At 68.1% G+C, this 25,631-nt stretch carries 28 protein-coding genes, 1 tRNA gene and 1 pseudogene; 25 read left to right on the top strand and 5 right to left on the bottom strand.

Annotated features, from left to right (window positions below):
* Positions 1 to 745: 745 nt before the first annotated feature.
* A complete protein-coding gene (locus tag ACTWQJ_RS16350; protein ID WP_443307357.1) occupies positions 746 to 1,993 on the bottom strand; it encodes an SLATT domain-containing protein in 1,248 nt (415 codons plus the stop codon).
* A 445-nt stretch (positions 1,994 to 2,438) separates the two neighbouring features.
* On the opposite strand from ACTWQJ_RS16350, the gene ACTWQJ_RS16345 reads away from it, so the two are divergent.
* Together ACTWQJ_RS16345 and ACTWQJ_RS16340 are read left to right on the top strand one after the other, a co-directional pair.
* On the top strand, positions 2,439 to 2,867 hold the full coding sequence (locus ACTWQJ_RS16345; RefSeq protein ID WP_443307356.1) for a GntR family transcriptional regulator: 429 nt from the start codon (positions 2,439 to 2,441) through the stop codon (positions 2,865 to 2,867).
* A gap of 1 nt (position 2,868) precedes the next feature.
* A complete protein-coding gene (locus tag ACTWQJ_RS16340) occupies positions 2,869 to 3,435 on the top strand; it encodes an HD domain-containing protein (protein WP_443307355.1) in 567 nt (188 codons plus the stop codon).
* Here the strand turns inward: ACTWQJ_RS16340 and ACTWQJ_RS16335 are convergent.
* Together ACTWQJ_RS16335 and ACTWQJ_RS16330 are read right to left on the bottom strand one after the other, a co-directional pair.
* Entirely contained in the window at positions 3,423 to 3,896 is a 474-nt protein-coding gene (locus ACTWQJ_RS16335; RefSeq protein WP_443307354.1) for an NUDIX domain-containing protein, read from the bottom strand. The two genes, ACTWQJ_RS16340 and ACTWQJ_RS16335, sit on opposite strands and share 13 nt — an antisense overlap.
* A 2-nt stretch (positions 3,897 to 3,898) precedes the next feature.
* Positions 3,899 to 4,615: an XRE family transcriptional regulator gene (locus tag ACTWQJ_RS16330; protein WP_443307353.1), complete on the bottom strand. Its 717-nt coding sequence runs from the start codon at positions 4,613 to 4,615 to the stop codon at positions 3,899 to 3,901.
* Positions 4,616 to 5,371: 756 nt separating this feature from the next.
* Here ACTWQJ_RS16330 and ACTWQJ_RS16325 point away from each other — a divergent pair.
* The 17 genes from ACTWQJ_RS16325 to ACTWQJ_RS16245 all read left to right on the top strand — a co-directional run bounded on the left by ACTWQJ_RS16325 (position 5,372) and on the right by ACTWQJ_RS16245 (position 17,708).
* Positions 5,372 to 5,602, top strand: coding sequence for a hypothetical protein (locus ACTWQJ_RS16325; protein WP_443307352.1), 231 nt, complete (start codon positions 5,372 to 5,374; stop codon positions 5,600 to 5,602).
* A gap of 5 nt (positions 5,603 to 5,607) precedes the next feature.
* Positions 5,608 to 6,057 (top strand): transcriptional regulator, encoded by a 450-nt coding sequence (locus ACTWQJ_RS16320; protein WP_443307359.1) that lies wholly within the window; start codon positions 5,608 to 5,610, stop codon positions 6,055 to 6,057.
* A gap of 122 nt (positions 6,058 to 6,179) precedes the next feature.
* Positions 6,180 to 6,467: a hypothetical protein gene (locus tag ACTWQJ_RS16315; RefSeq protein ID WP_443307351.1), complete on the top strand. Its 288-nt coding sequence runs from the start codon at positions 6,180 to 6,182 to the stop codon at positions 6,465 to 6,467.
* A complete protein-coding gene (locus ACTWQJ_RS16310) occupies positions 6,464 to 7,117 on the top strand; it encodes a GGDEF domain-containing protein (RefSeq protein ID WP_443307350.1) in 654 nt (217 codons plus the stop codon). Before ACTWQJ_RS16315 ends, ACTWQJ_RS16310 begins: the two co-directional genes overlap by 4 nt.
* On the top strand, positions 7,114 to 8,112 hold the full coding sequence (locus ACTWQJ_RS16305; RefSeq protein WP_443307349.1) for a DUF2637 domain-containing protein: 999 nt from the start codon (positions 7,114 to 7,116) through the stop codon (positions 8,110 to 8,112). The genes ACTWQJ_RS16310 and ACTWQJ_RS16305 overlap by 4 nt, the downstream gene beginning before the upstream one ends.
* Entirely contained in the window at positions 8,112 to 8,513 is a 402-nt protein-coding gene (locus ACTWQJ_RS16300) for an RRQRL motif-containing zinc-binding protein (protein ID WP_443307348.1), read from the top strand. Before ACTWQJ_RS16305 ends, ACTWQJ_RS16300 begins: the two co-directional genes overlap by 1 nt.
* Before the next feature lie 2 nt (positions 8,514 to 8,515).
* Entirely contained in the window at positions 8,516 to 8,833 is a 318-nt protein-coding gene (locus ACTWQJ_RS16295; protein ID WP_443307347.1) for a hypothetical protein, read from the top strand.
* 2 nt (positions 8,834 to 8,835) lie between these two features.
* Complete coding sequence (locus tag ACTWQJ_RS16290) at positions 8,836 to 9,006, top strand: pRL2-8 (RefSeq protein ID WP_443307346.1); 171 nt, start codon at positions 8,836 to 8,838, stop codon at positions 9,004 to 9,006.
* 127 nt (positions 9,007 to 9,133) lie between these two features.
* Positions 9,134 to 11,350 carry a cell division protein FtsK gene (locus ACTWQJ_RS16285; protein ID WP_443307345.1) on the top strand — a complete coding sequence of 739 codons (2,217 nt, stop codon included), beginning with the start codon at positions 9,134 to 9,136 and terminating at the stop codon, positions 11,348 to 11,350.
* Positions 11,351 to 11,491: 141 nt separating this feature from the next.
* Complete coding sequence (locus tag ACTWQJ_RS16280) at positions 11,492 to 11,773, top strand: hypothetical protein (protein WP_443307344.1); 282 nt, start codon at positions 11,492 to 11,494, stop codon at positions 11,771 to 11,773.
* A gap of 3 nt (positions 11,774 to 11,776) precedes the next feature.
* Complete coding sequence (locus ACTWQJ_RS16275) at positions 11,777 to 11,965, top strand: hypothetical protein (RefSeq protein WP_181656044.1); 189 nt, start codon at positions 11,777 to 11,779, stop codon at positions 11,963 to 11,965.
* 10 nt (positions 11,966 to 11,975) lie between these two features.
* The gene (locus ACTWQJ_RS16270) at positions 11,976 to 12,581 is read left to right on the top strand and encodes a hypothetical protein (RefSeq protein WP_443307343.1); all 606 of its coding nucleotides are present in this window, start codon (positions 11,976 to 11,978) and stop codon (positions 12,579 to 12,581) included.
* Positions 12,582 to 12,584: 3 nt separating this feature from the next.
* Positions 12,585 to 13,061 carry a hypothetical protein gene (locus ACTWQJ_RS16265; RefSeq protein ID WP_443307342.1) on the top strand — a complete coding sequence of 159 codons (477 nt, stop codon included), beginning with the start codon at positions 12,585 to 12,587 and terminating at the stop codon, positions 13,059 to 13,061.
* Between the two features lie 84 nt (positions 13,062 to 13,145).
* On the top strand, positions 13,146 to 14,063 hold the full coding sequence (locus ACTWQJ_RS16260) for a bifunctional DNA primase/polymerase (RefSeq protein ID WP_443307341.1): 918 nt from the start codon (positions 13,146 to 13,148) through the stop codon (positions 14,061 to 14,063).
* A 157-nt stretch (positions 14,064 to 14,220) separates the two neighbouring features.
* A complete protein-coding gene (locus ACTWQJ_RS16255; protein WP_443307340.1) occupies positions 14,221 to 15,765 on the top strand; it encodes a YfjI family protein in 1,545 nt (514 codons plus the stop codon).
* A gap of 315 nt (positions 15,766 to 16,080) precedes the next feature.
* Positions 16,081 to 16,272 (top strand): helix-turn-helix transcriptional regulator, encoded by a 192-nt coding sequence (locus ACTWQJ_RS16250; RefSeq protein WP_443307339.1) that lies wholly within the window; start codon positions 16,081 to 16,083, stop codon positions 16,270 to 16,272.
* Positions 16,269 to 17,708: a tyrosine-type recombinase/integrase gene (locus ACTWQJ_RS16245; protein ID WP_443307338.1), complete on the top strand. Its 1,440-nt coding sequence runs from the start codon at positions 16,269 to 16,271 to the stop codon at positions 17,706 to 17,708. The genes ACTWQJ_RS16250 and ACTWQJ_RS16245 overlap by 4 nt, the downstream gene beginning before the upstream one ends.
* A gap of 92 nt (positions 17,709 to 17,800) precedes the next feature.
* On the opposite strand, the gene ACTWQJ_RS16240 is transcribed toward ACTWQJ_RS16245, so the two are convergent.
* Positions 17,801 to 18,730, bottom strand: a complete 930-nt coding sequence (locus ACTWQJ_RS16240; RefSeq protein WP_443307337.1) for a restriction endonuclease — start codon at positions 18,728 to 18,730, stop codon at positions 17,801 to 17,803.
* A gap of 299 nt (positions 18,731 to 19,029) precedes the next feature.
* Positions 19,030 to 19,101 (bottom strand) — tRNA-Arg (locus ACTWQJ_RS16235).
* A gap of 83 nt (positions 19,102 to 19,184) precedes the next feature.
* Between ACTWQJ_RS16235 and ACTWQJ_RS16230 the strand changes: the two genes are divergently transcribed.
* From ACTWQJ_RS16230 to ACTWQJ_RS16205, 6 genes and pseudogenes are all read left to right on the top strand, one after another.
* A complete protein-coding gene (locus ACTWQJ_RS16230; protein ID WP_443307336.1) occupies positions 19,185 to 19,760 on the top strand; it encodes a response regulator in 576 nt (191 codons plus the stop codon).
* Between the two features lie 303 nt (positions 19,761 to 20,063).
* Positions 20,064 to 21,149 (top strand): ArgS-related anticodon-binding protein NrtL, encoded by a 1,086-nt coding sequence (gene nrtL / locus ACTWQJ_RS16225; protein WP_443307335.1) that lies wholly within the window; start codon positions 20,064 to 20,066, stop codon positions 21,147 to 21,149.
* A gap of 19 nt (positions 21,150 to 21,168) precedes the next feature.
* Entirely contained in the window at positions 21,169 to 22,560 is a 1,392-nt protein-coding gene (gene lysA / locus ACTWQJ_RS16220) for a diaminopimelate decarboxylase (RefSeq protein ID WP_443307334.1), read from the top strand.
* Between the two features lie 149 nt (positions 22,561 to 22,709).
* Entirely contained in the window at positions 22,710 to 23,999 is a 1,290-nt protein-coding gene (locus tag ACTWQJ_RS16215; RefSeq protein ID WP_443307358.1) for a homoserine dehydrogenase, read from the top strand.
* 6 nt (positions 24,000 to 24,005) lie between these two features.
* Positions 24,006 to 25,064 (top strand): threonine synthase, encoded by a 1,059-nt coding sequence (thrC, locus tag ACTWQJ_RS16210; protein WP_443307333.1) that lies wholly within the window; start codon positions 24,006 to 24,008, stop codon positions 25,062 to 25,064.
* A gap of 259 nt (positions 25,065 to 25,323) precedes the next feature.
* Positions 25,324 to 25,631, top strand: a pseudogene (locus ACTWQJ_RS16205) (homoserine kinase); the annotation flags it as partial.

Here is a 25,631-nt window from a genome sequence, read left to right as displayed (position 1 = left end):
GGCGGCCGGCGGTGCCGAGCGGGGCGGAGACATGAGCGCGGGCGCCGCCGGCCGCCCGCGCCCGCCCGGAGGAGCGAAGCGACGACGGGTGCTTGATCCGTCCGGGGGCTTTCGCCGTTCCTGGGGTCTGACCAGGGACAATGCCTCAAGATCCTGTCCACGAATAGTCCACGGACCCCGACATAGGGCCGCTCAGAGTGTCATACGGCTGCACATACGCGAAGACCCCGCACTCAGCATCTGTGCTGGTCACGGGGTCTTTAGGCACCTCAGAAGGGGTGCCCCCGGCAGGATTCGAACCTGCGCACACGGCTCCGGAGAGCATGTGTACCCAAGGGTTGAACCCCACCCTGACCAGCACTCTTTGGCTGGGGGCATGCGGGCGGAGTCGATCTCTATCGCATACCGTGCGCGGGTGAGCTTCGAACAGTCGTCGCCGTCCGGGGACGAGCCGGCCGATGTGCCTCTGTGCCCTTCGCCGGGCCACAGACGGTCCGGTGACCGCTTCGTCCCGAAGCAATTTGGGGTGCCCACTGTCCTTGGGCTGCTGTGCCTGTCACCTGCATGGATGGTCTGCTGACGTCCACGGTTGTTCGCGGGCGTGCGCTGTGGTTGTCACGCAGTTAGACACTCACCAGGGAGACAGGTGCGTGTTCACTTGGCCCTTCCAACGCCTCCCAGGTCCGCCTCGCACGAGGTGCCGCGTCGTTCGGGTTGGCCGTACTGACGGCCGCACTGCTGCCGGTCAGATGACGTCGGCCTGCCCCTGATGCGGCTGTTCCAACTGTTGTTCCCGCTTGCGCTGCTCAATCCGAAGCGTCTCCACGTTCTCCGCGAACCGCTCCAGGTTCACCGCAGCGTCCGCATCCGAGTACGGCGCAATCCCCAGATCGAAGGCCGTGGCGTGCTGCTCTACCTGGTCCGCGGTCTGCTGAAGGTTGTACGCCCGCTCACGGAATTTGAAATAGCCCGTCACCGCGGTAGCGAATGCCAGGAACGACCCCAGCATGATCAGGATCGTCTTACCCGGCTGCGGGGTCTCCCAGAAAGCCGTAGTCGCCGTGGTCCCCACCGACGCGAAGAACACCCCCCACTGAAACCAGTTGTGAATACGCCGGTAGAACCGTGTATCCCGCCGTAGACGATCTATGACCCGCGGTATGTGCTCCCGGTAGCCGTCCCGCCGTTCCGTCGTCGGGCGTGTCTTTGAGGCGTTGAGGGTCCACCGGTCATGGATGATCTCCAGATCTCTGCGGAGCAGAAACACCGACCTGACACCGTGCTTCTCGTCCTTCACCCGCAGGAAGTAGCCGACCAGGAACACCACCACCAGGACCAGCATCGCCGCGATGGTCACGATGTTGAACGTGCGCAGGTCCGGCACGTCTTCCGGCCACAGGTTTCCCCATCCGACCACTGCCAGAACCAGCGGCATCACCACAAGCGGCACCAGCCGGAGCCACCGCGACAGAAGAGCCCTGCGGATACGGCGTTCCGCCGTCGCGACGTCCCGCCGGTAGGTGATAACGCTGTTCGCGTACTCGTGCTGTTGAGCGGGCTCTAGGCTCCATCCGTACTCTTGTTTTGGGTCTTTGAGGGTTTCAATGACCTCTTCAACAAGGTTGCCCCAGGTGGAACCCGATTCCGCGGCGAACACATGCTCAAGTCGTACGTACCGTTTGTATCGGTCAGGTGTCCCATACTCCCGGTGGAAGATGTATGCGCCGTCACTGGCATATCTGACCTGTCGGGCTATTTCGACAAATAGGGTCCACTTGAGTTCTTGCTTATCGGTCTTCCAGGCGGCGGAGAGGATCGCGGCGACGCCCTCCCAGGTCAACACGAATTCCTCGGGGAGGGGGGTGCGTATGTCGGCCTCGGACAGCCGCTGATCTTCGTATGCGAGGTGATGCAGGACATCGCCCACCCACGGTTCATAACTGTCGGCGGTCTCGGGTTCAGGTTCGCGCGGCACGTCGGTAAGGCCGGACATCGCGGAGTGGCTCCCGGTCAAGGATGCGGTGTGTGGTCGACGGCACGCTACCGCCGCCCTGCCTTCCACCAGTCGGTAACCCGCCTGCTAGGAAGTGGAGTTGACCACATCCGCTCCTAAGAAAGGATCTCAGACCTCGGCGAAACAGGGTTCTGCCGACCGCCCCAGCCACAGAGGGTTTCCCCTCCTTCGCCCGCATCGCACGCGAGCCGCCGGGCGCGGCCGGCCGGTGGCGAAGACAAGGAGGCCGTCCGCGCCGCAGAGGCGGCGCGCGCCCGCGCCGTGCGCGGGCCTTGATGAGGGAGAGAAGGATCCATCAGGCTGGCAAACCGGCGAAGTCTGACCAGCATCTTCGAGGGCGCGAGGCATGGGAAGCTGGAGTAGGACGTTTGGCTAACTGAGGGGAGAACGAGTGTCGCAGCAGGCCAGCCCTCGGGGGACCTTCTTGCAGATCGCGGAGGTGGTGAAGGCCCAGATCCAGGCGGACCCGCAGATGACGCAGCTCCCGGCCGCCGGAGACCTCATGCATGATCACGGTGTCTCGCGTGGGGTGGTGCTCCGCGCGTTCAAGGAGCTTCAGGCGGATGGGGTTGCTGAACCGGTGCGGGGCGGCCGGTGGCGGGTAGTACGTCAGGGTGAGCAGGTCGACCGGCGACCGCTGGAGCAGCGCATTGCCGACATCATCGCGACCGAAGGGTTCGAGGTGGGGGCCAAGTTCCTCAGTGCGTCCGACCTGATGGGCAGGTTCAAGGTCTCCCGACCGACCGTGACCAAGGCTCTCGACAAGCTCGAAGCCGCCGGCGTGCTGGCAAGTGAAGGGCAGGGCAAGGTGCGGACAGTCCGCACTGTGCCGAACCGAGAGGGGCGTTCGTAGCTTGTCGACGTTGACGGAGTGGGCTTACCCGCTCGCGGAATCCCTGCTCGCTGAGCCGCTGCCGCGACGGTGGCGGCATTGCTTGGGCGTCGCCGAGAGGGCGCGCACCATCGCGCTCATCCTCGGAGAAGACGCCGAGTTGCTGGAAGCCGCGGCAGTCCTGCACGACATCGGCTACGCGCCCGACTTGGCCAAGACAGGCTTCCACCCCCTGGACGGCGCTCGCTACCTCCGGGATGTCGCGAGCGCCGACGAGCGCGTCGTGCACCTGGTGGCCCACCACTCCTGTGCGTGGATGGAGGCCGATGCGCGCGGCTTGCGCGAAGAGCTGGAGGGGGAGTTCCCCCGTGAGAGCGCGCACCTGAACGACGCTCTCTGCTTCTGCGACATGAACACGACGCCCGACGGCACGCCCACGAACCCTGTGGATCGGATCAATGAGATTGCCGGGCGCTACGGGCCCGACAGCCTGATCGGCACGTTCATTCGCCGCGCCGAACCCGAGATCCTGGCGAGCACCGCGCGCGTACTCGAGAGGGTCGCCGACGCTAAGCGTCAGCCGATATAGGGCACTGTTCGGGCCCGGTCCATCGCGTGCTCGATGCGGAGTCGCATCGTGGGGTGGACGTCCAACTCCCGCAGGTCCGTTGGGTCGACCCAACGGACCTGCGTCGTCTCGTTGCTCGTGCGCGGCTCGCCGCCGACCGGCCGGGCGCGGAAGCAGATGCTGAACTGCTGACGGATCTCGCCGTCGTCGTACTGCATGACGTGACCGGGGTCGGTGTAGATCCCGGACATGTCGACAACTTCGGCCTTGATGCCCGTCTCTTCCCAGACCTCACGGATCACCGTGTCACTGATGGACTCGCCCACGTCGTGGCCGCCGCCGGGCAGCGCCCAACGTCCGTTGTCGGACCGCTGGATCATGAGCACCTGCCCCGCGTCGTTCTGGACGAACGCCACGACCGAGGGCACGACCGAGTTGGCCGGCGGGGCGTCCGGGTCGTGCAAGTAGTCGATGCGTCCCATGCTCAAGCTCCCGTGATGTCGCGTTCGGTTACTGTCCTGGCGCCTTCCCAGGTCTGCTGAACGCTATTAGCGAAGGTGTCGAAGAGACCACCTCCGGGGAGTCGCCGCAGGTGAAACACGGGTGCCATGTAGGCGCCGATGCCGTACACGTGGGTGTTGGCCAACATCTCGTCATCGGCGAGATAGATCGAGTTGTAGAGCACCGTGTCGTGCAGCCGGAAGGCGATCTCGGGGTGGCTGGTGAACAGCGGGCGATAGTTGACCAGCGCATTACGGATCTTGCCATCCATGATGCGATGACCTTCGTCGATGCCGCGTCGGATGACGGCTTCGCACTCCGGATCACCCATGAGCACTCGGATGCGGACGCCGCTCTCGGCCTTCTCCTTCAGCGTCGCGAAGAAGAGAGGGTCCTCCGCCAGGTAGATGCCGGCATACACAAGGATGTCGATGCGCTCTGTCGCGCGCTCGCACATCTCGCGCCAGAGGCCTGACGGCACGACATGCCGGTGAGGGTAGACAGCCGTGATCTCGGCCTTGCTCAGGTCGCTTGCGGAGTCCTGAGTGCGGGAGTCCTCCCACAGCGTCGTCACGTCGACCTTGAGTGCTGCTGCCGTTGCGTACTGGTGGCGTCGGTACGGCACCTTGCCCTGCGTGATCCAGCGCTCGATGGTCTTGGGGATCACCCCGATCTCATGGGACAAGTCCTGGATCGTCATGCCGCGGGCTAACAGGGCAGATCTCAACCGCTCGTTGGACACCGTCACCCCCGTAGGGACTTTTAGGGACTTCCTGACGGTAGCCAGATGATTTGAAGCTGTCCAGGTGCGGGGTGACCAAGTCCCCTGACCTGGGGCGATTCTGAATGTGCGCCAAGAAGTCCCGGCGCGAAGCCAAGAAGTTCCGGGCCCGTACTTGACGGAGCCCCATGCAGTACCTGTAAAACAGGTACTGCACTGCAGGGCGGGAGAACCCGGAAGGGCTTCACCTCCGCGACTGCGCTCGACAACTCCACAGCGTGATCCACCGCAGATACGACGGCCGTGATGACTCCGGCCGAGGCGAGTGGAGACCAGTCGGTCATCTCCCGTCAGGGACACGCACCGACTCAAAAGAACGGATCTGCCCAAGGGCACGCACGCCGCGCGAAGAGACCGAGATGCGATTCCTCGGAGGAGCGGGACTGAGGCACAGATCCATATCGCGTACGACGGGCCGTCACCTCCCGCAAAAGGCGTCCGGCGCGGCTCAGGCCCGCGCACCTTCTCAACTTCGACCGCTCCGCCGTGCTTCTGCGCGGCGGTCGGCTGCCTCCTTCGCTCGTCTCGTACGAGCGGAGCTGAGGGGAGTCGCAGTAGGTCATGCAGCGCTCCACGCCCCCCGCCGCACTCGCGGAGCGGGGTTCCGGGCGGTGGCCTCTCGCCAAGGACCGCGACCGTCCCGGCTTCAAGTCCCTCGACACCAGGAGATGAACCGTGAATCAGCGCGACCTCGACAACATCGCCCACCGCATCGGGTCGGCCGCCATGGAGTTCGCCCCGAGTCACCGGCCGAGTGCCGCTCAGGTGGCCGATGCCGCTTCGATCCTGCACGGCATGCTTCAGGCGGCCGAGACCTACGGCGTGACGTTCGCGGACTTCGACGCCGTTGCCCACTTCGCCCGCCTGGCCATTCAGCTCGTTCAGGCCCGCGACGAGAGCCGGTGACCGCCGTGAACGCTGCCACCTTCGCCGCCGTGTTCATCGCCCTGTACGTCGCCCACAGCGTGGGCGACCACTGGGTGCAGACTTCCCACCAGTCCGCGCACAAGGGCCGTCCCGGCTGGGTCGGCCGCCTCGCCGACGCTCGGCACGTCGCCACCCTCACCGCCACCAAGGTCGCCGTTCTTCTGCCGGTCGTCTGGCTGCTGGACCTGCATGTGTCCGGGCTCGGCATCCTCGCCGGGCTCGGCATCGACGCCGCCGCGCACTGGTGGGCGGACCGGCGCAGCACGCTGGCGTGGCTGGCGAAGGTGACCGGCAAGGGCGAGTTCTACCGGCTCGGCACCCCGCGCGCCGGCCGTGACGACAACCCGCACATTGGTACTGGCGCTTACGCCCTTGACCAGTCCTTCCACTACCTGTGGCTGCTGGTCGCCGCGCTCATCATCGCCACCGTCTGACCCTCCCCGCTCCCCGCACCACCCCGCCCGCGTATGTGGTGCGGGTCTTGTCTTCCGGGGCGGTCGCCTCTCGCCAAAGACCGCGACCGCCCCGGCATCCCTTCGATGTCAGGAGAACTGCCATGCGTACCTACATCGGCCACCAACAGGCCATCTCTGCCGAGGACTTCGCGGAACTGGCGCTCGGCACCCCGGTTGAGCTGTGGCTGGGGGTCGCGGGCGAGACGGACGAAGAGCGCGCGGCCCGCGAGGACGCGGCGCGCGACATCCTCGCCGACAACCCGAACCTCCCGGACGACCTGGTCCGCGTTGCTGCGCAGGTCATCGAGGAGAACCCGGACCTGTTCGACGTCGTCCCCCTGGTCCGTCCCGCCCGCCGTCGCACGGCACGCAAGGGGGTTGCGGCATGAGTGAGCTGCTGTTTGCCGCTGCGGCCGGTCTGCCGTTACTGGCCGGATGGTCGCTGCACGCGCTGCGCCTGCGCCGCCGGGTCGAGGCTGCCCGTCGTGACCCGCTCACCGGCCTGTTGACCCGCGACGCGTTCGAGGAGCGGGCCCGCAAGCACCTGTCGACTCCCCGCAGCGCGGTCTACCTGCTTGACCTCAATAGGTTCAAGGAGGTCAACGACGACCACGGGCACGCCGCCGGGGACGTGGTCATCCGCGCGACCGGTCAGCGGCTCGCCGAGTGGGCGTGCATCAACGACGCCACCGTCGGACGCCTGGGCGGGGACGAGTTCGCCGCTGTCGCCTCTCACCTGTCTCGCGCCGAACTGGAATGGGCGCTGACCGAGTTGACCCACGCGCTGACTCAGCCGATCGACATCGGCGGTCTTCACGTTGCGGTGGGCGCCTCCATCGGCGCGGTCGACGTCGGCCCGCGTGCCGGGGTGGTGGACCTGTCGCAGGTGATGCGGCGGGCGGATGAGCAGATGTACGCCGCCAAGCGCGCCGGGATCCCCTGGCAGATCACCAACGACCTGACCTCCCAGTGTGCGACGGTCACCGGCCGTCGCGCCGGACGACTCGGCAGCACGGGCGGAACGGAGGCTGCTGCATGAACCCCGAAACCCCGATCCCTGCGGCCAAGGTGCCGCCGCTGACGAAGCCGGAGATGGGCCTCGCCGGAGTCGGCGCGCTCGCCGCGGCCGGAGTCGGTGCGCTCGGTCTCATCGCCTCCTTCGACGCCGTGTCCGCTGCCGCGCTGCGCTGGGGTTTCGGTGAGCCGTGGATGCTGCCGGTCGGTATCGACGTGGCCATCCCGGTGTTCACCGTCGCCAACCTGCTGCTGATCCGCATGGATATGGCGCTGGCGTGGGTGCGGTTCGTGCCCTGGGTGCTCACCCTGGTCACCTGCGGGCTGAACGTCGCCGCCGGACACGGTGTGTGGGCCAAGGTCGCGCACGGCACGATGCCGCTGCTGTGGGTCGTGTTCTCCGAGATCGGCGCGCACATCTACGCCGTCCGCATCGACGCCGCCACCGGCCACCGCATGGAGAAGATCCGCTGGTCCCGCTGGCTGCTCGCCCCGCTGTCGACGTTCGCGCTGTGGCGGCGCATGACGCTGTGGGAGGTCACCTCCTACAGCGTGGCGCTTGCCCGTGAGCGGGAACGGCTGTTGGCCCGCGCGGACCTGCGGGAGCGCTACGGCCGTCGGTGGCGCTCGCAGACCCCGCGCCGCGAGCGCGTGATGCTGCGCATGGGCGACCTGGCCCCCGCCTTCGAGCAGGAGACCCCTGCACCGCCCCCGGCAGAGACCCCGCCGGCGCCCCCGGCCGCCCCGAAGCCGCGCCCGCCCCGCCGGACCCCCGCCAAGGGCAAAGGCAAGGGCAAGGCACAGCGCACCTTCGAGGAGCTGCTGACCGAGGCACGCGAGGTCACCGAGCAGTGGCCGGACGCGGAGCTGACCGCGGACCGACTCCGCACCACGCTGCACGTCTCGCAGGCCAACGCCCGCACACTGCGCGACACCCTGAAGGGCGAGCGTGCCGACGGCCGTCCGCTGCACTCCGTGGACGTGCCGGAGGGCGAGGAGCCTGAGGCTGAGGCCGCCTGATGCCCGGGGCATTCGGCAAGTGCTTCGACCCTTCCGGCAGCCAGTACGGCATCCCCACCTACCCGTGGCGCTACGCCCCCGACGGGCTCGCCACGCGCCGCCAACTCCGCGCCCGCGGCTTACGTCCGGGCGGGCAGCCGATCGCGGCTCAGGTGCTGCGCCCGCGGCGCCGACGCGAGCCGCTGACTGCGTACCTGTACCGCGTCGACCGCGCCAAGCCCGTGCGGCCGATGACGCCCGGCAAGCGGGCTGCGCTCGCCAAGGCGATGTGTGCCCGCCGCACGTGCCCCGAGTGCCGCCGGGACGCGGGATACGTCATCCCGACCTCGCTCGGCATGTGCGTGCCGTGCGCCTTCCCCGACACCCCCACCACCGCGCTCGACACCTCGAGGAGGGGCTGACCATGGCCAAGCCCAACACCCGCCGCCTGGACCGCGAGATTCTGCAGACGACCCGCAAGCTCGAAGCCGCCCAGAAGGGCGAGATGTGGCCGCTGACCGGCCCGGAGAAGCGGGCGGTCGTCCGGGCTCTTGCCGGTGGCTCATACAAGGTCGTGCGGGGCAAGAGCACCGGCCGCGCCGACCGCAAGTTGGAGACGCTGTGGGCCTCGGTCCAGACCCGGCTGAAGTCGGAGCTCAAGGCCCTGCAGAAGGAGCGGCAGCGGGTTGTGAACGAGGCCGCCTCCGCGAAGGCGGCCAAGAAGTCCTCGGGCTGGTGGTGACCATGGCCGGCAAGGACACGCCTCCTGGCGAGTGCCCGCAGTGCTGGCAGCACGCCCACGACCGGCGCGCACACCGCCACCTCCGCCCCCGGCAGGACTGCCCGCAGTGCGTGGACCACATGGTCAACGGCTGCCCCTCCATCGTGCCCAAGAAGCCGTCCCGCTGGTGGTGACCGCGTGGACGACACGCGCCCACACCGCCGCCTGACATTCCCCTCACGATCCGGCGGGGTCCGGCCGCTCACCTCCTACAGCGACGGCCGGACCCCGCCTTTCCTCCCATGGGAAGGAACTGCTCAAGTGAACCAGCCCGACGACAACGAACTGTTCCACCGGCTCGAAGCGGAGATGGCCGCCGACTCCGGCGCCGAGGTAGTCGACCTCGGAAAGGCCCGATCCGCCCGCATCGGGTCGGCCGCCCCGACTCCCGACCCGGTGCCCGACTCCCGCCCGACTGAGTCGGGTGCCGGTTCGGCCGACCCGGAGGATGAGGAGTCGGCCGACTCGGTCGCCCGACCGGTCGACCGGCCCGACCTTCCGGCGCCGGGTATCACCACCTACAAGCGTCGGCCGATCCTGCCGACGTGGCTGACCTCGAAGCCGGGGTTCGTCTCGACTGCCCAGCGGGCGACCGGCAACGCCTTCTATGCCACCGCCTTCCACGGCATCCGCACCCCCTGGTACGCCCTCCAGCTCACGCTGAACGCGCCGCGCGGTGCGGCCCGCTTTGTGCGGGACACCAACCGGTGGGTGTGGGACGCCGAGGGTGCTCCGCTGCGCGAGTACGAGGTGCGCCGCGAGAACACCGCTGAGTACCTGAAGCTGTCGCGGCAGCGGGATGGGCGGGTGCGGCTGCGTGTGCTGGTGTCGACCGTGGCGCTCGTTTTCGGTGCTGCGTTCGCGCTGACCCTGTACGTGATGGCCCCGGGCTGGCTGGGGGTGATGGCGACGGCCGCGGTGCTGGCGTGCGGGTTCTGGGGTGCCCCGCAGGACCATCCCGTGATCGGGCCCGCGGTGCTGAAGACCGAGATCCAGAAGCTCACCGGGCCGATCGTGCTGCGCGCCCTGGACAACATCGGCAACCCGAAGCTGACGGCCGCCATCAAGAAGGGCGGCGACATGAACGGGATGCGCTTCACCTCCGAGATCACCCGGGACGGCCCCGGCTACCGCGCCGACCTTGACCTTCCCTGGGGTGTGACCCCGGAGGACATCATGGAGGCCCGCAAGCCGCTGGCGTCCGGGCTGCGCCGCAAGGTCGGCTGCGTGTGGCCCTCAGCCGACCCGACCGAGCACGAAGGTCGGCTGATCCTGTGGGTGGGCGACAAGCCCATGAACGAGACCACCAAGCCCGCCTGGCCGCTGCTGAAGTCGGGACAGGTGGACCTGTTCAAGCCGGTCGTGTTCGGCAACGACCAGCGCATGGCCGACGTGGCCGTGACCCTGATGTTCGCGAGCGTGGTGGTCGGCTCCATCCCGCGCATGGGCAAGACCTTCCTGATGCGGCTGTTCCTGCTCATCGCCGCCCTGGATCCGCGCTCCGAGCTGTACGCGTTCGACTTCAAGGGCACCGGCGACTTCGGCGCCCTCGAACCCGTCTGCCACCGCTACCGGGCCGGAGACGAGGACGAGGACATCCTCTACGTCCTCGAATCGCTGCGGGAGCTGCGCGCGGAGCTGCGCCGGCGGGCGAAGGTCATCAAGTCCCTGCCGCGCTCGCGCTGCCCGGAGTCGAAGGTCACGCCCGAGCTGGCGAACGACAAGTCCCTTGGGCTGCACCCGATCGTCGCCGGATTCGATGAGTGCCAGGTCCCCTTCGAGCACGAGAAGTACGGCGCGGAAATCGAAGAGATCGCCACCGACCTGGGCAAACGCGGTCCGGCGCTGGGCATGGTGACGCTGTTCGGCACGCAGCGCCCGGACGCCAAGTCGCTGCCCACCGGCATCTCAGCCAACGCCGTGCTGCGGTTCTGCCTGAAGGTCATGGGCCAGCCCGCCAACGACATGGTGCTCGGCACGTCGATGTACAAGGCCGGATACCGCGCCACCATGTTCTCCCGCTCCGACCGCGGGATCTGCTGGATGGCCGGTGAGGGCGACGACCCGCGCATCGTCGCGAGCGCGTTCGTCGACGCGGTCGGCGCCGAACAAGTCGTCGTCCGTGCTCGCACGATGCGCGAGGCGTACGGCAACATCACCGGCCACGCCATCGGCGAGACCCCCGAGAGCGGCGAGCCCGCCTTCGACCTGCTCGCCGACATCCTCAAGGTCGTGCCGGCCGATGAGGAGAAGGTGTGGAACGAGAAGGTCGCCGCCCGCCTCGCCACGCTCAGGCCGGAGGTCTACGGCGGCTGGAAGGCCGAGACGGTAACCACGAACCTGCGCCCGCACGGCATCACGGCACAGGACGTGTGGGGCACCACCGACAAGGGCAAGGGCACCACCCGCCGCGGCATCGCCCGCGCCGACATCACCACCGCCATCACCCTGCGTGACGGAAGGCGGTCCGGAGACTGACCGCGCACGGGTGCTAGGTCTAGCAGCCTGAGCTGCTAGACCTAGCACCCCTACTAGCACCCCAAACCGGCTCTGATCAGCAACCTCGCACCTAGCATCCGACCTGCGAGAACGCCGGAAACCCCGCCTGGAAGGCACCCCATGACCCTGGTTCTCCTTGCTAGCGGCTGCCTGCTCGTCGTCACTCTCGGTTACGTGAGTCTGTGTGCGGCGAGCCCGTACGGCGACTGCCGCAAGTGCCGCGGCCTCGGCTTCGCGATGAAGACCGACCGCAAGGGCCGCATCAAGCGGGGCAAGGACTGCCGCCGCTGCAAGGGCCTCGGCAAGCGCATACGCGTCGGCCGTCACCTCTACAACCTCTGGCTGCACGTCTACCGCGACGGCAGCGACACCCCCGCCAAGACACCTGCCTCGAAGGGATAACCGATGGCCATCACCGTCTCCTTGGTCGCCCTGTTCGGCCTGGTCCTGTTCTTCCTGCTGCGCTCCAACACCCTCGGCTACGGCTCCGCGTTCGTCGCTGTGATGTTCGGCTTCTACCTCGCTTCCACCGGCGCCTCCGAGCCGGTGACCGAGCTGACCGCCGCCGTCGTCAACGCCCTCGGCAAGATCTAGGAGACCAGCCATGAACGAACAGATCGTGGCTCGCCACTGGGTCGCCGCCGCGCTGCCCAAGGCGGCGCCCGCCCTGGCCACTACGACCGTGCTCGCGCTGGCCCGGATTTGGAATGCCAACGGCGCCGAACACTCCGTCGGCAACGCGGTGTTGATGACCGCACTGTCTCTTAGTGCCGCCGCCGCGGGCGTGGTCGCGGGCAACGCAACCGGTGACTCTGTCCTCGTCGGGACCGCGTTCGCGGCCTCCGGCGCCCTCGCCTTCGCTGGGGTGGCCGGATACGCCGACGGGCTCTCGCTGCCGCTGCTGCTGTGGTCCCTGGCCACCGCCGGCGCGTACGGGCTCGCTGCCCGCTACTGGCGCCACGACCGCCGCGAGACCGTGGCGTACGAGCGGCAGACGAGCGAGCGACGCGAGGAGTACGCCCACATCGAGCGCGTCGAAACGCTGCACTCCACGACGCAGATCGAAGTGGCCCGCACCGGCGCCGCCTACGCCGAACAGCTCGCACAGGCACTCGTCACCCGCGCCACGCTGCCCGGCTTCGACCCCACCGCCCTGGAGCGCGCGGGACTGCCCGCGCTCCCCGCCATCGACACCAGCAAGGAGCACTGAGCCGTGTTCGAGATCCGCGTCATCTGCGACCCCACCGAAACCGAACCGATCGTCGCCGCCCTCGACCGCACCTTCACGGTCGGCACCGTGACCGTCTACCCCATGCGCGACGGCAAGCAGAACCGCCTCTACGCCCGCGCCGACCACAAGCCCGCCACCCCCGAACTTGCCGAGGACTGGCCCACCCCCGAGCAGGCGTACACCGACGCTCCCAGCATCAACAGCGAGATCGGCTGGACGGCCCGCTCCCTCGCCGACGCTGAGTGCTTCACCGAGCTGGACCGGGAGTTCTACCTGCGCAAGGCCGCCCTGCTCGACCGCATCGCCCTGCTCGACGAACCCGGCACCACCGACAGCGACGCCACCGAGAGCGCCGGAGCAGCAGCCCTGTCGCTGCTCGACATGGGCCAGCCCGGCATCATCTGCGACCCGCGCCACTACGTCCGGCAGCAGTACGCCCACTGGGCCAGTCACCACTAGCTATGGCTGGGGCGGTCGCCTCTCGCCAAAGACCGCGACCGCCCCGGTTCTCCGTCCCTTCGACAGAAACAGGAGACCTCCAGCATGACACCTGCCCGCAAGACCCGGCTCCCCCTCGATTGGAATCACCCCGACGCGAGCCACCTGCGGACCGCCCTCTACCTGGCCACCGCCGGTGTACCGGTGCTGCCGCTGCGGGACGGGAAGGTGCCGTTCGGCAACTGCCGCGCGTGCGCCAAGAACGCGTGCGGCGGGCGGCCGAACATGAAGCGCGCGGGCGCCTGCCGGTGCCCCGCCCCCTGCCACGCATGGGCCGCCGCCACCACCAACCGGAACGTCGTCATCTTCCCTCTGTGGGTGGCGGCATGGGAGCGGGCCGTGTGCGTCGGCTACCACCCCGGCGGAGCGCGGCTGACCGTGGTCGACCTCGACAACGCGGCGGCCGTCGCCTGGGCCCGCGAGACCCTGCCCGCCACCCGAACCGTGGCAACGACGCGCGGTGAGCACTGGATCTACCGAGGCGTCATGGGGTCGCACAACGCGGTCCGGGCAGGCGTCGACATCAAGTCCCTCATGTCGTACGCCCGTTGGCTCGGACCGGGCACCGGTCGCATGGCCGCTCTCCCGTCGGCCGTCCGCGCCCTGGTGGTGAAGGAAGAGACCACCCCCGCCCGCGGGGAGGTGGTCTCTTCCCTCTCCGGGCGCGCCACCTGGGACCGGACGGTTGCCACCGGATGCCGCCACACCGACGGCTACGTCCGCACCGGCCTGGAACGGGGCCTCACCCTAGTGCGCTCCCGCGTCGAATCCGGCGCCGGATCACGGGCGTTCGGCGTGGCCCGGTTCCTCGCAGCCCAGCACACCGCGTGCCCCGGACCGTGCGGACTGGACGCCATTGGGGGAGAGATCGTGGCCGCTGCCGTCTCGGTCGGCGTCCCCGAGCCCTACGCTCGCCGCGCGGTCGCCAACGGCCTCAGCGCGGCCGAGAGGGGCGCCGCATGACCTATAAGCTCTTCAATCCCCTGAAACAGCCTCAGAACGCCACACAGGCTGCACCACGGGCCACCGTAGGCGACCGAAGGAACGTCGCCGAAGGCGTCCGCACTGCACTTGTCCCTGGCCCGCACATCGGCGATCCCACCGAAGGGAGGGCAGCCTCATGACCGCACAGCCTGTGGACAGCACTGACCTGTGGGCTGGACTGCCCACCCTCGACGAGCCGCCCGCACCCGTGTGGGAGGATCCTGTTCCCCTCGCCGGACCCCGCAAGCTTGCGCCCTTCCCCACCGCCTCCCTTCCGGGGTGGCTGCGAGAGTTCGTGGCCGCGGTCGCCGAGGAGACACAGACCCCCGTCGACCTCGCCGGATGCATCGCCCTGTCCGTGCTCGCCACCGCGGCGGGCGGTAGGGCAGTGGTGCAGGTGCGCGGGCACTGGCGCGAGCCCACCAACCTCTACGTCGTCGTCTCCCTGCCGCCCGCCAACCGGAAGTCCGCCGTGTTCGGCCTGCTCACCGACCCGCTGTACGAAGCCGAACAGCAGCTCCGCACGCTGACTCAACCGGCCATCGTGGAAGCCGAGATGACCGCCCGTCTCGCCAAGGAGGCAGCCGACAAGGCCACCGCCAAGGCGGCATCCGCGAGCGCGGACGAGCGGGATGAACTGGTCTCCACTGCGATCGCGCTTGCGCAGACCGCGGAGAGCGTCAGCGTGCCGGCCAAACCGCAGTTGCTTGCCGATGACACCACCGCAGAGACGGTCACCTCCCGCATGGCGGAGCAGGGCGGCCGGATCTCCGTCATGTCCGCGGAGGGGGACATCTTCGACATCATCGCCGGACGCTACTCCGGCAAGCCGAACATGGGGGTCTTCCTCAAAGGCCACGCTGGCGACCGGCTCAAAGTCGACCGGCAGACCCGCGAGGAGTACATCGAACACCCCGCCCTCACCATGGGGTTGTGCGTGCAGCCACAGGTCTTGGACGACATCGGACGCCAGGACGGGTTCAAGGGTCGCGGCCTGCTCGGCAGGTTCCTCTACTCGGTTCCTGAGTCGCTGGTCGGCCGCCGCAAGATTGAGCCGGAACCCATCCCCGAGCAGGTGATGGAGACCTACCGGCGCCACGTCCTCGACCTGACGCTGTTCCTCGCCGAATGGACCGATCCGGCCCTCATCCAGCTCACCCCCGAGGCGGTCGCCGCCCTCAAAGCCTTTCAGGCACGGGTGGAACCGATGCTGGAAGCCCGCGGCGGCATCATGGGCCAGATCGGCGATTGGGGCGGCAAGCTGGTCGGCGCCACCGCGCGCATGGCCGCCCTGCTCCACCTCGCCGAACACCTCACCAAAGGGCACACGGTGCCCGTGGCGGAAGCGACCATGCGCGACGCGATCGCACTGGCCGAGTACTTCATCAGCCACAGCCTCGCCGCATTCGACTCCATGGGCGCCGACCGCATCATCGAGCGCGCCCGCACCGTGCTGGAAGTCCTCCACACCCACGGGTGGCGCGAGGTCAGCAAGCGGGACCTGATGGTCAAGCTCTCCCGCTCCGAGTTCCGCACCGCCAACGACCTCGATCCGGTCCTGGCCCTGCTGGAAGACCACGGCTACGTGCGCGCCCAAGCCGTCCAGCGCACCGGAGGACGCGGCCGGCCACCCTCCCCCCGCTACCTCATCCACCCCCGCCTGACCGACCCGACCGCCTGACCCCCGCCACACAAACCACAGAATCACAGAAATACCCCCGGCAAGCCCCTGACCAGCGCAGACAGTCATGTCAGGGGCTTGCCGAGCGCTGCCACAGAAACGAACCGAGAAGCCACAGAAATAACCCGGCACCGACCCCACCGGTCCGGCCATCTATTTCTGTGGAACTTTCCGCGATTTCTGTGGCAGCCCCCACCGCGTGGCATCACCGCAGGTCAGCCCGCCAACCCAGGGTTTCTGTGGTTTTCGTGGTTTCTGTGGCGGCTCTCGGCTGGTCCCACCACCTTCCCTTGCTCTCTCGCTCAAGGAGGAGTCGTGGCCAAGCCCCGCGACGAGATGCTGACCATCCGCGAAGTGATCGAAGAGATAGGCGTACCGCGAGCGACCTTCTACCGCTGGCGGCAGTACAAGAAGGGTCCGAGGTCCATCAAGCTCCCGAACGGCGCTGTGCGAATCCGGCGATCCGAACTGAGTCGGTGGCTCCAGACGTTGGAGGAGAGCGCGTGACAAAGGACACCGGCAATGGGGCCGAGCAGAACAACCGCTCGGCCCCGGAGGGGTTTTCGCTCGATGTCCGCTTGTGGAAGGTGTCCAAGGCGCAGAGCAAGACCCGTCCCTACCAACTCCGTTGGAAAGTTGGAGGAAGGGTCAGTAGCGCAACCTTCGCCACGGTGGCGCTCGCAGAGAGCCGTAGATCTGAACTGTGGCAGGCAATGCGCCGTGGCGAGGCATTCCGCATCGCTGACGGTCTGCCTGAATCCGAGGTACGGGCCGAGGCCAGTGCGGAGCAAGCCCGTGAGGAACTACCCTGGTTCGCGTTCTGTCGCGAGTACATGGCGATGCGCTGGCCGACCGCTGCGGCCAAGACCCGCGAGGGCATAGCCGACGGGCTCGCCGCGGTGACGCTGGCCCTAGTGGAGCAAGAACAGAAGATGCCGTCACCGGAAGAGCTGCGCCTCGCCTTCCGGTGGGCGGTTATTCCCAAGAACGCCGAACTTGACCCGCCGGAGGAACTTGAAGACGCCTACGGCTGGATCTCCCAAAAATCACTGCTCGTCTCCTCGCTGGAAGATCCGAAGATTCTCCGTGATATTCAGTATCGGATCTCCTTCAAACTGGACGGCACCCCCGCAGCGGGGGAGACCTCCCGTCGTCGTCGGCGCGCGCTCAACACGGCGGTTGAATACGCCATCGAGCGTAAGCTCCTGACGGAGAACCCACTCGCCGCTCTCAAGAAGGTGAAGAGTTCCTCTTCGGACCGTGTGGACCCCCGTGTTCTCGTGAACAGGACGCAGGCTGCTCAACTCCTTGCGTCGGTCTCGTACGTCGGGACATGGGATCGCAAGAAGGGCCGGCGCCTGGTGGGCTTCTACGCGGTCATGTACTTCGCGGGGCTCCGCCCGAGTGAGGCTGTGGGCCTCAGGGAGGCTGATTGCTTCCTCCCAGAGAAGGGATGGGGCGTTCTGACGCTCCACGACACGCACCCCGTGTCGGGCAAGCAGTGGACAGACAGCGGAGAGCGCCACGACAAGCGCGGCCTGAAGTCAAGGGAGGCCAAGGAAGACCGGCCGGTCCCGATTCCCCCGCCGCTCGTGGCCATGCTCCGCGCCCACCTGAAGGAGTTCGGCACGGCCAAGGACGGGCGGCTCTTCACGAACGAGCGGGGCGGTCTCGTGGGCAGCAGCACCTATTGGCGCGTATGGCGGGACGCTCGGGAGTACGCGCTCCCGCCGGACCTTCAGGCTTCCATCCTGGGAGGTCGGCCGTACGACCTGCGGCACACCTGCATCACCACCTGGCTGAACGCTGGCGTGCCGGCGGCCGAAGTTGCGCGTAGGGTCGGCAATTCACCTGAAGTGATCCACCGCGTTTATGAGGGGTGCCTTTACGGCCAGGAAGAGGCCATGAACAGGAAGATCGAAAGGGAACTGGATTTGCAGTAACTGCAGCTTCTCTGATCCGGTGTGCGTTGCATGGGATCCGCTTGTCGGGACCGCGGTTTGGCGTGTCCAAGCCGCGGCTATAACCAGGATTCCTAGTAATATGCGTTAAAAATCCAGGGGATCCGTTCGTAGAAATCATAATGGTCTGGATCAAAGTGGTCGTGACCACGACTTACCTGCTGCGGCCTCAGATTGAAATATGCCGATAGCCCCCAATGGTTTTCAGATTGCTCGGCTCGCCGTCTCAGATCTTTCTGAAGTTGCATAAGCGTTGGTGGCGATGTAGCGAGAAGGGCTTCTCGGGTTTTTGGACCTTCATACAGATAGTCGACTATCCAGTTCATGTCCGACGCCTTGTTGTCGTCATAGTAGACCGCACGTGGTCGCAGTTCGTGCCCTGGGGGAAGTACTGTCGCTTGCATCGTGTCGAGGCACGCGTCCATCATGCCGGTATACAGGAAACTACCAATTCGATTGGCGATTCGAATGTAGTAACCTCTAGTCAGCCCGATGTATTGATTAGGCTGACTGGTGCTGATGATCTTCCACCCTTCGGCACTCTTGGGCATGAATCTCTGGGCGATTGCCCAGCCCTTAGTCGTGTCCAGTAGCCTTTCCAGGTCGACGCCGTCCCAAATCCGTGTCGGAATTCCCCTATTTCTTTCAATTGCCTCTAGGCGGCCGACAACGGCACTCGACGGCTGAGTGGAGCACACGAGAAGATACGCGTGGGCCTGGTGCTGATGTACTGCATCTACGATTCCGCCGTCTGCTCCGACGTCGTCTATTCCGACGGACCGGCCTTTCCCTTGGTTTGCGTGGGCCGTATGTTTGCAGGAAACGAGCCAGCGGCGGACCTTTGCGCCGAGATGTGAGCTTCCTGGCTCTTCCAGAATCAAATCTCGCCCGCCGTCTGGACCTCTCCCGGACCAGAGCGCTTTGAAGCCCAAGGACACGGCTATCTCGCGAACAAGTAGCTCAAGGTCTTCGCCGTTCTGGGACAGTTCGGTGAAGTCCAGCATCGCTTCTCCCTGTCAGTTGCCAGTCATGCGAACGCTAGCGGGTCGGTCTGACACAGGCCTGGGGCCTCTGGTGGCTATGTCAGCCCTGCTCGGGAGCTCATGGGTGAGGGGCGCGGTTTTGCACTGACCGTCCGTCCTCCGCGGCGCCGCTTCTGGATGCAGGCGAGTGCGTCTATCGCAGGTCTATCGCGATCAGCGCGAAACAACGAGAAAGAGCGGGACCCAGTGAGACTGGTTCCCGCTCTCTCGTGTCGGCATCCGCCCTGGTCAGCGCTTAGTTCCTGCTGATCCCTGGCGAGTGCCCCCGGCAGGATTCGAACCTGCGCACACGGCTCCGGAGGCCGTTGCTCTATCCCCTGAGCTACGGGGGCGTGTCGGTCGCGGCTTCTTGCTCGCGGCGACGGGTAGAACACTACCAGCTCCTTCGGGGTGGTCATGAACTGGTTTCGGGGGGATGGCCAGGACGTCAACCAGGGGTGTGGCTCGCCCGCAGGGGGTGGAAGTGGGGAAAACCCGGACGCGGTGGCCGGTCCGGACCTACTCTCGAGTTGTGCCAGGCGCGTCGGGCCGGGTGCTTGTTGTGGACGACAACAAGGTCATCCGGCAGCTGATCAGGGTCAATCTCGAGCTGGAGGGCCTCGAGGTGGTGACCGCGGCCGATGGTGCCGAGTGTCTGGATGTCGTTCATCAGGTGCAGCCTGATGTGGTCACCCTCGATGTTGTCATGCCGCGGTTGGACGGGCTGCGGACTGCCGCCCGCCTGCGTGCGGATCCGCGGACGCGTGATCTGCCCCTCGCCATCATCAGCGCCTGTACGCAGTACGAGGTCGAGACCGGCCTCGACGTCGGCGTCGACGCCTTCCTCCCCAAGCCCTTCGAGCCCGCCGAACTCGTACAGCTCGTACGGCGGTTGATCGAGCGGAGTGGGAGTGGCAGTGGGAGTGGCGGCAGCGCTGGTGCGATCGGATCCGGAGTCGGCGGGCTGCTCGGGGCCGCGGAGGCCGAGAGCGCCGGTCGCGCGGGCGGGTGAGCGGCGGCCCACAGCGCCGGTCGAACGGGCGGATGATCGGACGCCGAGAGTGCTGGTCAGCGGCGGCCCGGAGCGCCGGCCGAGCGCTGATCTGGCACGCGGATGAGCCAAGGCCTGGCGGGCGAAGGGGCGCGGGGACTCGCAGGCGGATGAGCCAAGGCCGGGCAGGCGAATGAGCCCCGGCCCGGCAGGCCGTCCGGTCGCGGTCGACCGCAGCAGCCGCCCGCAGCCGTACGTCCACATCCCGGACCCTCTCCCAAACCGGCTCGCCTACCCACCCCCCTCCTCCCATACGCTTGTCCCGTGACCCCCGTCGAGCTCTCCCGCACCGTGCTGCATGCGGTGCGTCGTGCTGTCGACGAGGGGGAGCTGAACGTGACCGTGCCCGCACGGGCCGTGGTGGAGCCGCCGGGGCCGGGAGGGTGGGGGGATTACGCCACCAACATTGCCCTGCAGCTCGCCCGCCCCGCCGGGCAGCCGCCGCTTCTGGTCGCCGAGGTGCTTCGCCCGTATCTCGCCGGGGCGGACGGCGTCACCGGGGTCGAGATCACCGGGCCGGGGTTCCTCAACATCGCCCTCGACGGCGCCGCCTCCGTCGGCCTGGTGCAGCGCGTCCTGAGGGAAGGCCTGCGCTACGGGCACTCCGATGCCCTCGCCGGGCAGGTGGTTCAGCTGCGCTGTCCTCGTGAGGTGCGTGCCGTCGTCGTGGCGGACGCCGCCGCCCGCATCCTGCGCTCCCAGGGCGCCCTCGTCCGAATCGGCTGCACTGTCCGGCCCGAGCCGGAGTGGGAGTCGGTGCTCGGCGTGCGCGTCGACGCCCACGGCGGGCCGGACGCACCGGCGCCGCTCGACGCCCACGGCGGATCTGACGCACCGGCACCCGTCGACGTCGTCACCGTACGGCCCGTCCCCGCTCCCGCCGATCCCCTCCCCCTCGGCCGTGACGCCGCCCGCTGGGCCCTGCTCCACCCCGCGGCGCACGACCGGCCGCGGATCACCGTCGATCATCTGGTCCAACGGGAGGGCAACCCCCTCTTCCGGGTGCGGTACGCCCACGCCCGCAGCCGGGCCGTCGCCCGTAACGCCGCCGATCTGGGCTTCGCCGCCGACCCCGGCCACGTACCGGACGCAGCGCATGTCGAGGCCCTGCTCGCCGACCACCCCCGCATCCTCACCGCGGCCGCCCGCGACTGCGCCCCCGACCGTCTCGCCCGGCACCTCGTCACCGTCGCCGATGCCGCCCTCGCCCTGCTGCCCGCCGTGCTGCCGCGCGGCGAGGAGAAACCCTCGGCCGCCCACCGCGCCCGGCTCGCCCTCGCCGAAGCCGCCGGGACGGTGCTGGCCGGCGGCCTCGCCCTGCTCGGCATCGACGCACCCGACCACCTCTGAGAGAGCTACCGGAAGAACAATGAGCCGTTCCGCACACCCCGCCGGGCCCCGTCACGCCGACGTCCTCCCCGAGGGTCACTACTCCGCCCCGCCGGCCGACCTCAACGCCCTCGACCCGAAGGTGTGGGCGCAGACCGTCGGCCGGGACGGCCACGGAGTCGTGACCGTCGGCGGCATCGACGTCAAGAAGCTCGCCGAGGAGTTCGGCACGCCCGCCTACGTCGTCGACGAGGCCGACTTCCGCGCCCGCGCCCGTGCCTGGCGCACGGCCTTCGGTCACGATGCGGACGTCTTCTACGCGGGCAAGGCGTTCCTGTCCCGGGCGATCGTGCGCTGGCTGCACGAGGAGGGGCTGAATCTCGACGTCTGCTCCGGCGGCGAACTCGCCACCGCCCTCTCCGCCGGCATGCCCGCCGACCGGATCGCCTTCCACGGCAACAACAAGTCCACCGACGAGATCGAGCGGGCCATCAACGCCGGTGTCGGGCGGATCGTTCTCGACTCCTTCCAGGAGATCGTCCGCGTCGCCCACATCGCCCAGTCCCTCGGCAAGCGGCAGCGCGTGCAGATCCGGGTCACGGTCGGCGTCGAGGCGCACACCCACGAGTTCATCGCCACCGCCCACGAGGACCAGAAGTTCGGCATTCCGCTGGCCGGCGGACAGGCCGCCGAGGCCGTACGGCGGGCCCTTCGGCTCGACGCGCTCGAGCTGATCGGGATTCACTCGCACATCGGGTCGCAGATCTTCGACATGTCGGGCTTCGAGGTCGCCGCGCACCGCGTCGTCGGGCTGCTCAAGGACATTCGGGACGAGCACGGCGTCGAGCTGCCCGAGATCGATCTGGGCGGTGGGCTCGGGATCGCATACACCAGTGACGACGACCCCCGCGAGCCGCACGGGATCGCCAAGGCGCTCACCGAGATCGTCAGCCGTGAGTGCGAGGCCGCCCGGCTGCGTACGCCGCGCATCTCCGTCGAGCCCGGGCGGGCCATCGTCGGGCCCACCGCCTTCACGCTCTACGAGGTCGGCACCATCAAGCCCCTCGACGGGCTGCGGACGTACGTCTCCGTCGACGGCGGCATGTCGGACAACATCCGCACCGCGCTGTACGACGCCGAGTACAGCGTCGCCCTGGTCTCCCGCACCTCCGACGCCGGGCCGATGCTCGCCCGCGTCGTCGGCAAGCACTGTGAGAGCGGTGACATCGTGGTGAAGGACGCGTTCCTGCCGGCCGACCTGGCACCCGGTGACCTGATCGCGGTGCCGGCCACCGGCGCGTACTGCCGGTCCATGGCCAGCAACTACAACCATGTGCTCCGCCCGCCGGTCGTCGCCGTGCACGACGGCGAGGCGCGGGTGATCGTCCGCCGGGAGACGGAGGAGGACCTCCTGCGGCTCGACGTCGGATGACCCCAGTCCATGGGGGGTGGAAGATCTCCTGTCTCCACCCCTCGTCGAAATGAAAAAGATGTCTCACGATCCGGACAAAGGGCAGAAACTTCCGTCCGGTGAGTGAGACTGGTGCAACCGCATACGGTGAGAGGAAACGAGGTCGGATGATGCGTACGCGTCCGCTGAAGGTGGCGCTGCTGGGCTGTGGAGTGGTCGGCTCAGAGGTGGCGCGCATCATGACGACGCACGCCGACGACCTCGCCGCCAGGATCGGCGCCCCCGTCGAGCTCGCGGGCGTCGCGGTCCGCCGCCCCGACAAGGTGCGCGAGGGCATCGACCCGGCCCTGGTCACCACCGACGCCACCGCCCTCGTCAAACGCGGCGACATCGACGTGGTCGTCGAGGTCATCGGCGGTATCGAGCCCGCCCGTACGCTGATCACCACCGCCTTCGAGCACGGTGCGTCCGTCGTCTCCGCGAACAAGGCCCTCCTCGCCCAGGACGGCGCCGACCTCCACGCGGCGGCCGAGGCGAACGACAAGGACCTCTACTACGAGGCCGCCGTCGCCGGCGCCATCCCGCTGATCCGCCCGCTGCGCGAGTCCCTCGCCGGCGACAAGGTCAACCGGGTGCTCGGGATCGTCAACGGCACCACCAACTTCATCCTCGACAAGATGGACTCGACGGGGGCCGGGTACCAGGAGGCCCTCGACGAGGCCACCGCGCTCGGATATGCCGAGGCCGACCCCACCGCCGATGTCGAGGGCTTCGACGCCGCCGCCAAGGCCGCGATCCTCGCCGGAATCGCCTTCCACACGCGTGTGCGTCTCGACGACGTCTACCGCGAGGGCATGACCGAGGTCACCGCCGCCGACTTCGCCTCGGCGAAGGAGATGGGCTGCACCATCAAGCTGCTCGCCATCTGCGAGCGGGCCGCGGACGGGGGCTCGGTCACCGCGCGCGTGCACCCGGCCATGATTCCGCTGACCCACCCGCTCGCCTCCGTGCGCGGCGCGTACAACGCCGTGTTCGTCGAGTCGGACGCCGCCGGTCAGTTGATGTTCTACGGCCCCGGCGCCGGCGGCTCCCCGACGGCCTCCGCCGTCCTCGGTGACCTGGTCGCCGTCTGCCGCAACCGGCTCAGCAACGCGACCGGCCCCGGCGAGTCCGCGTACGCCGCGCTGCCCGTCTCGCCCATGGGCGAGGTCGTGACGCGCTACCACATCAGCCTTGATGTCGCCGACAAACCGGGTGTTCTCGCCCAGGTGGCCACCGTGTTCGCCGAGCACGGTGTGTCCATCGATACGGTGCGGCAGCAGGGCAAGGACGGCGAGGCCTCCCTCGTCGTCGTCACGCACCGCGCGTCCGACGCCTCCCTCAGCGGGACCGTCGAGGCGCTGCGCAAGCTCGACACCGTGCGGGGTGTCGCCAGCATCATGCGGGTTGAAGGAGAGTAACCAGCAATGACCCACCAGTGGCGCGGAATCATCGAGGAGTACCGGGACCGGCTGCCCGTCTCCGACACCACGCCGGTCGTGACGCTCCGTGAGGGCGGCACGCCCCTCGTGCCCGCGCAGGTGCTCTCCGAGCGCACGGGCTGCGAGGTCCACCTCAAGGTGGAGGGGGCCAACCCGACCGGGTCCTTCAAGGACCGCGGGATGACGATGGCCATCTCCAAGGCCAAGGAGGAGGGCGCCAAGGCGGTCATCTGCGCCTCCACCGGCAACACGTCCGCCTCCGCCGCCGCTTATGCCGTACGGGCGGGCATGGTGTCCGCCGTGCTCGTCCCGCAGGGCAAGATCGCGCTCGGCAAGATGGGCCAGGCGCTCGTGCACGGCGCGAAGATCCTGCAGGTCGACGGCAACTTCGACGACTGCCTGACGCTGGCTCGCGCGCTCAGCGACAACTACCCCGTCGCTCTGGTTAATTCGGTCAATCCGGTGCGTATCGAGGGTCAGAAGACGGCTGCGTTCGAGATTGTGGACATGCTCGGCGAGGCGCCCGACATCCACGTCCTGCCGGTGGGCAACGCGGGCAACATCACGGCCTACTGGAAGGGTTACAAGGAGTACGCCGCCGATGGTGTGGCCGGGCGTACCCCGCGCATGTGGGGCTTCCAGGCCTCCGGCAGTGCGCCCATTGTGCGCGGCGAGATCGTCAAGGACCCGTCGACCATCGCCACCGCGATCCGTATCGGCAACCCCGCCTCCTGGCAGCACGCCCTCAACGCGCGGGACGAGTCCGGCGGTTTCATCGACGAGGTGACGGACCGTGAGATCCTGCGCGCCTACCGCCTGTTGGCCGCCCAGGAGGGCGTCTTCGTGGAACCCGCCTCGGCCGCGTCCGTGGCCGGTCTGCTGAAGGCCGCCGAGCAGGGCAAGGTCGACCCGGGCCAGCGCATCGTGTGCACCGTCACCGGCAACGGCCTGAAGGACCCCGACTGGGCCGTCGCCGGCGCCCCGCAGCCGGTCACTGTCCCGGTCGACGCGGCGACGGCGGCCGAGCGACTCGGCCTGGCATAACGCCTGCTCCGAGGGTCATCCCCGTAGGGGGTGCACAGGGGGCTTACGACACGCATCGTGCGCCTCCTGTGCGCCCTATGTCGCCACAGAACCTTCCTTCGATAGGCTGTACCTAACCCACCCGCCGCATATGCCGCGGTGCCGCGTCGTCTCCGCAGCCGGACAGCGTCCGGCCTCCCGGCGAAAGGCGGCCGCAGGGTTCGTCGTACGTCATCGAATGTCTTCGACAATCACGCAGCTCAAGGAGAGTCATCGAGCGATGGCCGGTCCAGCCTTCCGCGCCGCCGCCGTACGGGTGCGCGTCCCCGCCACCAGCGCCAACCTCGGCCCGGGCTTCGACGCCTTCGGCCTCGCGCTGGGGCTCTACGACGACGTGGTCGTCCGGGTGGCCGACTCGGGGCTGCACATCGACATCGCGGGTGAGGGCAGCGAGACGCTGCCACGTGACGAAAACCACCTCCTCGTACGCTCCCTTCGCACCGCCTTCGATTCTCTGGGCGGACAGCCGCGCGGCCTGGAAATCGTCTGCGCGAACCGCATTCCGCATGGCCGTGGCCTGGGCTCCTC

Origin of the sequence: Streptomyces sp. KR55, assembly GCF_052245645.1 — a bacterium.
In the GTDB taxonomy this organism is placed as follows: Bacteria; Actinomycetota; Actinomycetes; order Streptomycetales; family Streptomycetaceae; genus Streptomyces; species Streptomyces flavusporus.
This window is presented reverse-complemented; position numbering and strand designations above follow the sequence as displayed.